Source organism: Asticcacaulis benevestitus DSM 16100 = ATCC BAA-896 (assembly GCF_000376105.1).
GTDB classification, from domain to species: Bacteria; Pseudomonadota; Alphaproteobacteria; order Caulobacterales; family Caulobacteraceae; genus Asticcacaulis; species Asticcacaulis benevestitus.
The window spans coordinates 1-11,273 of record NZ_AQWM01000022.1; the positions used below are offsets into that span (position 1 = coordinate 1).

Annotated in this window: 8 protein-coding genes; 6 read left to right on the top strand and 2 right to left on the bottom strand. The window is 56.7% G+C overall.

Annotation, left to right across the window (positions count from 1 at the left end; translation table 11 throughout):
* Nucleotides 1-347 precede the first annotated feature (347 nt).
* The 6 genes from B060_RS0116925 (at nt 348) to B060_RS0116950 (ending at nt 9,535) form a co-directional block, all read left to right on the top strand.
* Nucleotides 348-1,793, top strand: coding sequence for a tetratricopeptide repeat protein (locus B060_RS0116925; RefSeq protein WP_018082994.1), 1,446 nt, complete (start codon nt 348-350; stop codon nt 1,791-1,793).
* Between the two features lie 55 nt (nt 1,794-1,848).
* A complete protein-coding gene (locus tag B060_RS0116930; RefSeq protein WP_155847813.1) occupies nt 1,849-3,300 on the top strand; it encodes a tetratricopeptide repeat protein in 1,452 nt (483 codons plus the stop codon).
* A gap of 125 nt (nt 3,301-3,425) precedes the next feature.
* Nucleotides 3,426-4,898 carry a DUF6880 family protein gene (locus B060_RS24995; RefSeq protein ID WP_018082996.1) on the top strand — a complete coding sequence of 491 codons (1,473 nt, stop codon included), beginning with the start codon at nt 3,426-3,428 and terminating at the stop codon, nt 4,896-4,898.
* A 287-nt stretch (nt 4,899-5,185) separates the two neighbouring features.
* The gene (locus B060_RS26680; RefSeq protein ID WP_081606908.1) at nt 5,186-5,644 is read left to right on the top strand and encodes a hypothetical protein; all 459 of its coding nucleotides are present in this window, start codon (nt 5,186-5,188) and stop codon (nt 5,642-5,644) included.
* A 364-nt stretch (nt 5,645-6,008) separates the two neighbouring features.
* A complete protein-coding gene (locus B060_RS0116945) occupies nt 6,009-7,763 on the top strand; it encodes an ABC transporter ATP-binding protein (RefSeq protein WP_051081104.1) in 1,755 nt (584 codons plus the stop codon).
* Nucleotides 7,763-9,535: an ABC transporter ATP-binding protein gene (locus B060_RS0116950; protein WP_018082999.1), complete on the top strand. Its 1,773-nt coding sequence runs from the start codon at nt 7,763-7,765 to the stop codon at nt 9,533-9,535. The genes B060_RS0116945 and B060_RS0116950 overlap by 1 nt, the downstream gene beginning before the upstream one ends.
* Nucleotides 9,536-9,671: 136 nt before the next feature.
* Here the strand turns inward: B060_RS0116950 and B060_RS0116955 are convergent, their stop codons facing one another.
* Together B060_RS0116955 and B060_RS0116960 are read right to left on the bottom strand one after the other, a co-directional pair.
* Nucleotides 9,672-10,106 carry a hypothetical protein gene (locus B060_RS0116955; RefSeq protein ID WP_018083000.1) on the bottom strand — a complete coding sequence of 145 codons (435 nt, stop codon included), beginning with the start codon at nt 10,104-10,106 and terminating at the stop codon, nt 9,672-9,674.
* A gap of 23 nt (nt 10,107-10,129) precedes the next feature.
* On the bottom strand, nt 10,130-11,194 hold the full coding sequence (locus tag B060_RS0116960; RefSeq protein ID WP_155847814.1) for a hypothetical protein: 1,065 nt from the start codon (nt 11,192-11,194) through the stop codon (nt 10,130-10,132).
* Between the last annotated feature and the right edge of the window lie 79 nt (nt 11,195-11,273).

Genomic DNA, 11,273 nt, shown 5'->3' on the forward strand with positions numbered 1-11,273 from the left:
CAGCGCCATCAAGCGTTCAGCCGTAAAGCTGATCATGTCGCGCAACAAATCGCTGTCGGAGGTCTTTTCAACAAGCCCTTTCAGGGCCATCATATCGTTGGTCATCGGTGGTCTTTCGTCTCTGGAATGAGTGTAGGAACCCAAACCATATCCGAAAATCACTGATGGCCAACCCCGCTTCGCTGAGGCTCGCTTTGCCCTTTGGACGGGCAGCGAGCCTAGCGCTACGCTCTCAACCAATTACACCACGCTGTGGGACACGACCATATCCTTGTGTACGACGCAAAATGTCGTAACTATCGCTGCAAAACCTACTCAAAAAAATTGTCGCGATATAGGGGGGACGTATGTTTAGGCAGATCTGCGCGATCGGGTGTCTTGTGACGAGCGTGTATGGGGGGACGGCTTTGCCAGCTTTTGCGGATCGCGTGTGGCACGAGAAGCCGGTTTACCGTTCTGTAGAACCGCTGTGCGGTGCCCACGAAATGAGTCCAAAAAAGCTGTTGGACCTATCGTCGTACTCGCTAAGCACCAAAGAAGCGGGTGCTATCGAGAATAGCTATGTCTGTGTTATTCGATCAGCCCTCCAAGGTTACGCGCCTGCACAGGCTCGGCTAGGCGAACTTTATCGTCTCGATCCCGAAGGCCTGAGCGGAGGATCAATTCGAGGCATTGTCAACGATCCAGATGCGGCCTTGTATTGGCTAAAGCTGGCGAGCGATGCAGGGGAAGCACGAGCGTCTTTCTTACTCGGACAGATGTACGAATTGGGAGAAGGCACTTTACAAAGCGACACTGAGGCTGCCGCCTGTTACCGATTGGCCGCACGCCAGGGAATGGGGTTCGCCATCCATATCGTGCATGAGTTGGAAAACCGGCCTCAACGTGTCGCTTTGTTCGAAGCGAGATATGATGCGAAGGTCTCATCCGGAGATGCGGACGCGCTCCTGGCTTACGCAAGGGCCTATTTAGGCGGTGGACCATTTATCTACGATGCTACAAAGGCCGCCTCATACGTCCAAACCGCGGCTGATAAGGGTGATGCACGTGCTCAGGCCATGCTCGGCGTCATGTCGTTGCGAGGTCTAGGCGTTTCGCGCGATCTGGAAGCGGCCACAGCCTGGATTATACGTGCAGCGAAAGGCGGAAATCACAATGAGGACTGGCGACTATACTGGTTACACGATGACGCAGATCTGACCCAGGCAAGTATTGCCGTCATTGAGCAGGCTAGCGACGAAGGTCTTTTACGGGATCGCGCTGTCACCTCGGATAAGCTTGATATTGTCGCGAACGCCAATCGTGAGCCGGGCAGCCGCGTCACGCCCGCTATGAATGATCTGTCGTTTCCGGCGCTGATGAAAATAGCCGATAGCGGTGATGCGGGTGCGCAAGTCAATCTGGGAGGCAGATATCTCGATGGGGTTGGTGTGGCGCCTGATGCGACGGTCGCCAAAACCTGGTTTTTGCGCGCGGCAGCACAGAACGCCGATGCTAACATGATCCTGGGTGATATGGCCTATACCGCATCGCCGTCAGACGCGGTTGCCGCGCTCCAATACTATACGACAGCCGCTGTAATGGGCGATCCCGTTGGCGCGAAAAACGCTATGACGCTATACGCCAAGGGCGGCGATCGATCCAAAGCCTACGCTATGGCAATTGCACTTGATGACCTGAAAGCGCGGTTGGGACCTCTGGGCGTACCTTCGTCTCTTTCCAAACTTAGCGCTGAAGAGCGCGCGAAGGCGTTGCAATTCCTTTGCGAACAAAGGCTGGCGCATCACAGGTGAGCTTAACAATGGTGAGAATTGAACATATCGTTCGCTAGAAACCTCTTCGTCCCGCTTGAAAACGAAGCTAAATCCAAAAAATATGGGGGGAAATATGACAGACAGGGTTGCAATATCGCTGTGCGTTGCCGGGGCGCTAATGATAATGGGAGTGGCCAACAGCGCGAGCGCTCTGACCGCCTTATCTTTCCACACTGAAAAGCCGCTGTGCGGTTCGGATATGAGCGCGAAGGACGCCGTCATCATGACCGACCGTATACTTCATACTCCAATGTCAAAGGCATCCCAGGCTCAAGCTAGTAATTGCGTCGTTATGGCTGCAATTGGCGGGGCGGCATCGGCTCAGGCGATGTTGGGCGCACATTATGCCCAAAGTGGATATTTCCGCGCCAACATGCCGTCGTCGCCACTCATGCCTCAAGATGTGGAGGCTGCCTTATACTGGCTTAGAAGCGCGGCTGTAGCGGGCAATGCCGAGGCGGAGTATCAGCTTGGCCGCCTTTATGAATACGGTCTCGGTGTCGATCAGGACGATGCCATAGCTGCCCAATATTACGAGAAGGCAAAAAAGGGCCATGTTTATGACGCGGGCAGAGCTGTGTTGCGCATCCAATCCAGGGGCAAGGCCACTGCGCGCTTTATGGCTGCCTGGCAGGACAAAGCCAATGCTGGCGATACTTCGGCCATGCTGAAGATCGCCAGCGCTTATATCTCTGGTGATCCAGTCATTCAGAGCTTTACTGAGGCCGCCGCTTGGCTGCAGAAAGCCGCGGACGCTGGAGATTCAACCGCCCAATCTCGGTTGGCGCGCCTGTATCTCGATGGCGCGGGCGTTGCGAAAGACAAAAATCAGGCCGTTGACTTGTTCCTGAAGGCCTCACTTGGTTCGGATCACACAGGTGACCTGTGGTTGATTGGCCTTTATAAAGATCCGGACGTAAAGAGTGATCGCAAGGCGGCGATCGTAAAACGTGCCGCCATGGCGGGCGGGCAGCCCTTTACGGACGCAGTGACCGTGCCGGACGAGAAGCCAGACATGGCGGAGGTCGAGCGGTTAGCACAAAAGGAAGACAAGGACGCCGAATATACAATGGGGATTATGTATCTAGGTGTTTTCAAAGACCCGGAGGATCTGCAAAAGGCTCAGACGTGGTTGCAGCGCGCGGCAAGTCATGGCTCGACCGACGCTGAGATTAATCTCGGTGACATGGCCTACACCGGCAAGGGTAGCGCCCAGGACTACACAGCGGCGCTGAGCTGGTATGAGAAGGCAGGCATAAAGGGCGACGGGATGGGGCTCTATAATGCCGCGATCATGTATCGCGATGGACTAGGCGTAGCGAGCGATCCGATCAAGGCCTATACCTATGGGCAACGCATGCAGTTGCGCGGTGACGGGCGCGCCCAGACGCTTCTGCAAGGGTTAAGACCGAAGATCAATGTCATAGATCGGGCCCGCAGTTTTGGCGAGGCCTGCAGGATGTATTTTGCGTGGTTTGCAGCTTAGGGCAAATTCGTTAAATGGCTTGTTGCAAAGCCGCCTTGTTGCGGCCAGCAAATCCAGTTGGGTAGGATATCGACAGGCGCAAGTCCCAGTCTTATGTTTCGAGGCGATAGCAGGACAGAATCGGCATGACACGGAAATCTCAAATCACGCAGGACGCGTTGTTGGTGTTGGGCGCAGTGAAGCTGGCGCAACTTGTTTTGGATGAATCCGAGCGAAGCGCGGGGTTTCGGCGTCAGGTATCCGCCGCTCTGGCCGGTCAAAACGGTCCCCAGGCCATAGCCAAACTCATCGATCGGCGCCTGGGTGCTTTGGAAAAGGCCCGAAGCTATGTCGAATGGAACAAGGCGCGTGCCTTCCGCGATGATCTGGCCGCAACGGTGGCGACGATCACACGGCAATTGGGGGAAGTCGCGCCCGCGCTGGCCATCGACCGGCTTTTGCGTTTCATCGCCACCCATGAGGTGGCGTTCGAACGGGTGGACGATTCATCGGGGTATGTTGAGGATGTGTATTCCGGTGCCATTGAAGACCTTGGCGGACTGACGTCGCAATTGTCGCCAGATGAGTTGGCGCTTATGCCGGACCGGATCGCGGCGGCGTTGGGGCAAAGCGATCACGGCTATTTCGTCGATGCCGCACGTGCAGTTGCTGGGCATCTACCGCCGCCTGTTTTGCGTGGCTGGGATATCGATCTGGCCAAGCAATACGCCGAGCTGGAGAGCCGGGACGCCAAATCGACGGACCGCTTCATCTATTCGAACGTGTCGCAATATCTGGTGGTCCGTCAAATTGTCGCCGACGCGCTTGGTGACCTGGATGGATTTATTGTACTCGAAAGCCGCAAGCATCCGAATATGCAGGACACGCTCGGCGTAGCGCAACGCCTGTTGGAGGCGGATCGGGCCAGAGAGGCGCTCGATTGGGTTCGGCGCGAGGCACCCGTCAAGTTGAGGTTCATGTCGCGCACTGATATCGCTGACCATCAGGTGTCGCGCGATGTCTTGGCGCCACAGCGCGCTAGCCTGGAAGCGACTATTCTGGATAAGCTTGGTGAGACAGACGCCGCGCAAGCCCTGCGCTGGTCCGTCTTCGAAGAGTCGTTGAATATGTCCATGCTACGCGACTACGTCGCCCGATTGCCGGATTTTGAAGACTTCGATGCGCTGGACAAGGCCTTCGACTATGTTCTGACCTCTAAACATATCTATAGCGCCCTGGATTTTCTGCTGGCATGGCCGCGGCTCGATCTCGCCGCCCGCCTGGTGGTCAAGCATTTCGGGACGTGGGATGGCCGGCATTACGATCTGCTCCCACAGGCGGCAGCGGCCCTTGAAAACAGCGAGCATGAAACGGGAGCTGTGGCGGCCGCTATCCTTTATCGCGCGCTCATTGACGATATTCTCACGCGCGGCAATTCGAAAGCCTATCCGCATGCCGCCCGCTATCTCAACGCCCTCGACGCCCTGGCGGCGCGTTCGGATGCTGAGGCAGTACAGGTTGGGAATATGGATGTGCACGTCACATACCGTGCCCGTTTGCAGAAAAATCACGGTCGCAAGTATGGATTTTGGGGCCTCTTGCCACAGGCTTGCAGGTGAGCAAAATCGCGTTCTTCGAGTATGCCGCGCCATGAACTGTATTTTGAACTATCGACGCGGGAAAATATCGGCGGAACAATAAGCTGTAAGTTTAATACGGTTGTTCTGAGGTTGTTGGGCTTACTTTCGCTATGGGGCAGAATTCATAAGTCTTTACAAAAAGGGTTCCGCTTCCGCCTTGGGCGCATAGAAGTCGACCACGATGGCCCAGCTATAACATTGAAGTGACTTGCCATTTCCAATATATCGTTATTCAGATTGACACGAAGACAATGGGGGGATCTCTATTGAGAATTCTAATTTTCGGTGTCCTTGCGTTAGTGTGCCAGTGGAGTACGGCGCAATCGGCTGAATTAACTGGCCCCGGGCGGTTTTGCGGGTACTCGCCGATTATCGACTTGCTGCCGGGCGAGAAGGTTACGGTACTTGAAGGCGGCATTCACGCAGGGAGTTTTCGCTGGGAAGGCAATTTCGGATCGCTTGATGTTAAAGGCATTGGATGGGCCTCCCGCCCAAAAGGTCGGATCATTCATCATCCTGGCACTGAGTATGCGGTATTCGCACAAAGAAGGAACGAAGGTCACTACACGGTTGCTATTTGGAATGGTGCGCATGGCGCCGCATATTTTCAATCAGACAAACATTTTAGCGAGGAGCAATATGCGGCAATAGATCGCGTCAGGTTGTTTGAGGAAGGTGAGCAACCATCTAACTGCATGCTCAGAACCTCTTTCTCGTTGGAATAAGATGGGCTTAATTGCTTCCCAAAATAAGCGCGGGCTTTTGGCCAGGAGGTCCGCTTTAGTAGCGAGAAGGTCAAGCCGTAGCAATGACCGCATTGGTATAGGCTTATCCGACGCCTGCCTTCAGGCTTGGATCAAACGCCGGCGCTCGGCAGGCATCCGATAACCCTATACCAAACCGGACCTCGGCATGAGTCCGCTTAGGCGCGAAGGCGACCAGACGCTTTCGCGCCCGTCCGCCTTAAGACTTTAAGTCGAACAAATTAATTTCAAGACTGGTGCGCTCCGCCGTCTTGAACTAGCTTCCGCGTGATAAATTCACAGGCGCTCTCTGCAAGTTGCGCGGGCAAATAAGGGGGAAGAGAACGTGGCCGACAGGGCGAAAAGTTCACCGAAGCCACAGCGGCCGCGCCTGCCCAGTCTTTGGCCATTGCTAAAGCCTTACAAAGGCCAGATGGCCATATTGGTAGGGTTGACCGCAGCCGGTAATGCACTGAACCTGGCTGTGCCGAAAGTGGTGGCCGACGCGATCGACGCCTTCACCGCCGGGCGCCTCCATCTGAATGCCTCATTGATCCTTCTGATAGCCCTGGCACTCGGAACCTTCGTTCTCGGCAACCTGCAGAACCTGGTGCAGACGGTCGCCTCGGAACGGGTGGCGCGGGACCTGCGCACCCATCTGGCGGATGTGGTCTCTCAGCAAACCTACGCCGCCATCGAGAGCATGACGCCCGCCAAACTGCTGACCAATTTCACCTCAGATATCGATGCCATCAAGACCTTTGTCGCCCAGACCACGCCGACACTGATCTCCTCGGTGTTCGTGATCATTGGTGCCAGCGTTCTTTTGTTATGGCTGAAATGGGAGCTGGCCCTGCCGGTTCTGGCGGTGCTCCCCTTGATTGCTGTGAGTTTCTTCCTGATCATGGGGCGGGTGGGTAAACTGTTTGGCCAGATTCAGGGAATGGTCGACATTATGAACCGCGTGTTGACCGAGACGATTGTGGGGGCTTCGCTGATCCGTCTCGTCAATACGGAGGCGCGGGAGACGGCACGTTTCACCGCGGCGGCGGAAAGTTCGCGCGCCATCGGTATGAATATCCTGCGTCAGTTCGCATCGCTCATCCCGGTGATCACCTTTTTGATCAATGTGGCCGTTTTGATCATCCTCGGCCTTGGCGGTCATTTCGTGATCACAGGCGGGATGACGATTGGCCAGCTGTCGGCCTTCCTTTCCTATCTCACCATTCTGGTCTTCCCGATCATCATCATCGGCTTCACCTCCATGTCGATCAGTCAGGCCCAGGCCTCGTATATGCGAGTCGGCATGGTTTTGAATGCGCCGCCGCCTCCGGCACGGGGCGAAACGGTCCGCCCCCTGACCGGGGCCGTTCAGGTGAGGGACCTTGTATTGGCCTATGGCGAACGCAAGGTGCTGAAAAGCGTGTCGTTTGAGGTCGCGCCGCGTTCGCGCACGGCAATTGTTGGTCCCACGGCGGCAGGTAAATCGCAGTTGCTTTATGCGATGACAGGACTGCTGGCGCCGACATCGGGACAGGTGCTCTATGACGGACGGCCAATCGACGACTATACGCGCGAGAGCCTCTATGCTCAGATCGGCTTTGTCTTCCAGGATTCCCAGCTGTTCAACCTGACCCTCCGCGAAAATATCGCCTTCAATGCCCGGGTCGATGAGGCGCAGTTGAACAAAGCGATCGAGACGGCCGAATTACACGCCTTCATCTCAGGGCTGCCTCAGGGCCTGGAGACGGTGGCCGCCGAGCGCGGCCTGTCTTTGTCGGGCGGTCAGAAGCAGCGGATCATGCTCGCCCGCGCCCTCGCGCTGAACCCCAAGGTCCTGTTTCTCGATGACTTCACCGCCCGTGTCGATATAACGACCGAAGCCCGCATACTTGCGAATGTGCGGAGAAACTATCCTGACCTGACTCTGATCTCGATTACGCAGAAGATCGCACCGGTCGAGGACTTCGACCAGATCGTGCTTTTGATGGAGGGTGAAGTGCTGGCTGTCGGCACGCATGAGAAACTGGCCCATTCCAGCCCTGAATATGGCCAGATCCTGCGCTCGCAGCGCTCGACCGAAACTTACGAGGCTGTGTGATGGACTATGCCCTTAAAACAGCCACGCCGGGAGAGAACCGCGAGTCCCTGGGCTCGGCCTGGCAGGCGCTGAAGCCCCTTTTGGGCGACGAAAGCCAACACATCACCATCGCCGTGGTCTGCGTGATCGTCAGCACCGCCGCCAATCTCCTTGGACCGGTTGTCACCGCGCAAATCATCGATACCGCGATTAAGCATGGTGACTACGGCTTGCTGCTGCGTTACGCGGGCCTGCTCGCCGCTGTCTATCTCGTCGGACTTGCGGCTCAATATCTGCAGACGCTACGCATGGGTACGGTTGGACGCAATGTGCTTTTTAAGCTGCGGGGGCGACTGTTCGACCAACTGTCGCGCCTGCCCATCGCCTTCTTCGCCCAGAACCGCGCCGGCGATCTGATTTCCCGGGTAAATAGTGACACCGACAAGATCAACCAGTTCTTTTCCCAGGCGCTTATGCAGATGTTCGGCAGCCTCTTCCGGGTGGCGGGGGCGGGTATTCTGCTGCTGGTGCTTAACTGGCGAATGGGGCTGATCGCCTTGGCGCCGGCGCTGGCTATACTGGTCATCACGCAAATGCTGTCGCGATGGGTAAAGCACGCCAACCGCAAGAGCCTGGAAAGCCTGGGGACGCTTTCTGGTGACGTTTCGGAAAGTCTGGCCAACTTCCAGGTGATCGTGGCCTTTAACCGGGTCGACTATTTTCGCGAAAAATTTGGTGCAGCCAACCAGCGCAACTACCGCGCCTCGGTGACGTCCGGCGTGGCGTCGGGCCTGTTCGCGCCGCTTTATACGCTGGCGAGCAGCGCAGGTTATATCCTGGTGCTTGGATTCGGCGTCTGGCTTATCATACAGGGCCAGCTCAGTGTGGGACTGCTGGTCGGCTATCTGCTCTATGTGTCCTCCTTCTACGACCCGTTGAGGCAGCTGGCGACGGTATGGTCCAGTTTGCAGACGATGATGGCCGCAATGGACCGGGTGTCCGAAGTTCTCAAGCTGAAAACCAATCTCGTCGAGATTCCGCGGGACGTCGGACAGGTTCCCCGGCAGCCTGGTGCTTTGCTGGCCTTCGAGGGTGTCGGCTTCTCCTATCCAGGCGGGAAGCCGGTGCTGGACAAGGTCGATCTGATGCTCGAACGCGGCCGCACCTATGCGCTGGTTGGCCCCACGGGCGGGGGCAAGACCACGACAGCCATGCTAATGGCGCGGCTTTACGATCCAACCCAGGGCACAGTCTATCTGGAGGGGCGTGATATCCGAACCTTCACTGCCGCCGAGCGGGCGGCGAAGATTGGCTTCATCCTGCAGGACCCGTTCCTGCTGGCCGGAACGGTCAGCGACAACATTATCTACGGCCACCCTGACCTTGGCGGCACGGGCAAAGAGGTCGTGGCGGAGCGTATGGCCGCTCTTGGAATGTCTGGCTTCCTGTCGCGGTTCGGCGAGCGTGGCTTAGAGACGCCGGTCACGGGCGCGGGCGGCGGCCTTTCGCTAGGGCAGAAGCAACTGGTGGCCTTCCTGCGGGCGGTGATGCGCGAACCGGATATCCTGATCCTGGACGAGGCCACCGCCAATATCGACACGGTCACCGAACAGCTGCTGGAGGATGTACTGGCAAGGTTGCCCAAGGCTACCACGAAGGTGATCATTGCCCACCGCCTGAACACCATTCAAAACGCAGATGAAATTTTCTTCGTCGGCGGTGGCGCCGTTACCGCCGCCGGGTCGATGGCGCACGCTATGGACATGCTTTTGGGCCATGACCGGACATCGTAACGGTGTTTCGAGAGAGCGGTGGGCAAAGGTCAGCTTTAGGACCGGCAACTTCGCGAGCCAACCATGTCCGCCTTGGGCGCATGACGAAGAAACGCCTGTGAACTTTTGTGCAATATCAAAATCAAGGGTTTGAAGCTTAGGGCGCTTTAGCGGTGCTTGCCTTGTCAATCTGGTCGATTAGGGCCTCGCAAACATCCAACTCACTTGACAGTTCTTCACCGGTCAGCAAGGCAAGATCCAATTTGATGTCGTCACTTGGGGCATCTGCATCCTCAAAATAATCCGCCAAATCTTCCCAAATATAGGCGAGGCCAACATATTCGCTTTCAAGGTCTTTGAGCTTTTTCGTTTGTTCGGGCGTCGGGTTTGCGCCGGCTTCCTTGATCGCCGAATCCTGCTCTTTTTCCACCTGATCCATCATGGCGCTGACTTCGTAGGACAGGCCTAAACAGCGCGAACGGACTTCAGGAGTGTCCTGCGGTGCATTGACGTCCTGAGCCGCCGCTGAGTCCGCGGTGGCGATCAAGGCAGCGACAAACATAATGAAGGTGATATGGGTAACGTGGCGCATGTGACGTCTTCCAGCTGATGATTTTATAGGCCGGCTTTAAGCTTGGCCGTGGCAGCCTGGGAGACGCCCTTGAGCGCACCCGTCACATCTTTCTGCCAAAGCGAGGGGTCGACGACGACGTCAAATGACTTGGTCTTGCTCATGCCCACGCCACCCATAAGACTTATCGCGTTGCCAAGAATTTCGCCGGTTTTCTGCCCTTTGCTGCGGTTGTCGTCGGTGGCTTGAATAGCCGCGCTGTCGATCATCAAAGGGGCTTGCAATTGCAACCGCAGGCGATTCTGCGGGTCGATCATCGTCGCCTTGGCATTGGGCGTAATGAGGAAAACCTGAGTGGCCGCCGGCTTTATCATAAGACCAAACTCCGCCTTGGTCTTGGCGTTGCGCGCAAGCGCGCGTAAGCCTCTGCGATCGCTGGCCGACAGCGAGGCAAAATCGACGACAGCTCTAAATCCGGCCACCGCGGCACCTGACTGGCTCATAAGCTCAGCTTCCTTACGGACGATCTGGGCATTCCCGACCGCCGTCATCGAGCCACCGCCGGCGAGATCGGGCAGCATGGTTGGCAAAAAGTAATAGTTCATACCGGTCGGCGCAAAGAATACAGACGTGACCTGGTTCATGCCTTTTACGGCCTGACCGGACTGTTTCGACGATGCCATGATCTCGTTAAACGCGCTGTAGGTCCGCGCCTCGTCGGGCGAAACAACCTCAAGTCCGGCGGCCTTAAGATCGGCGACAAAGCTGGCATATATCTCGTCAGTTACAGCCTGCATCTGGATTGCAGTTGGGCCTTCGAGATGGACAGCAGTCTTGGAGTGAGCCCCGCCGGCGCCTGTGGCATTGGCTTGTGCATCCACCACGAACTGGATCTGGAAGAAGGGAATGATGACTTTTTTCACCCCCTTGGCGCCGTTATCTTGATTCATCCAGAATAGAGCGTTGCCGTCCTGCGCATGCGAAGTGTTAGGGTCGAAATCGATCGGCTTCTGAATCGAAACGGCTTTTTCTGCCAGGGCCGGCTGGTATGTGCCGGTTGCGAGGGCAAGTGTGAGGAGGGCCAAGGCCGGCAAGCAGCTTCGTTTCATGTTTTTTTCCCAATAGGTTTGTTTGCGCGGCGTCCGCCGTCATGTTGCGCGCAGACTATGGGGTGACTTTTTCAGCGTC

What these genes read in the sequence shown, in the direction of transcription:
- B060_RS0116925 (WP_018082994.1), top strand. Translation starts at nt 348, where the DNA reads ATGTTTAGGCAGATCTGCGCGATCGGGTGTCTTGTGACGAGCGTGTAT.
- B060_RS24995 (WP_018082996.1), top strand. Translation starts at nt 3,426, where the DNA reads ATGACACGGAAATCTCAAATCACGCAGGACGCGTTGTTGGTGTTGGGC.
- B060_RS0116950 (WP_018082999.1), top strand. Translation starts at nt 7,763, where the DNA reads ATGGACTATGCCCTTAAAACAGCCACGCCGGGAGAGAACCGCGAGTCC.
- B060_RS0116955 (WP_018083000.1), bottom strand. Translation starts at nt 10,106, where the DNA reads ATGCGCCACGTTACCCATATCACCTTCATTATGTTTGTCGCTGCCTTG.
- B060_RS0116960 (WP_155847814.1), bottom strand. Translation starts at nt 11,194, where the DNA reads ATGAAACGAAGCTGCTTGCCGGCCTTGGCCCTCCTCACACTTGCCCTC.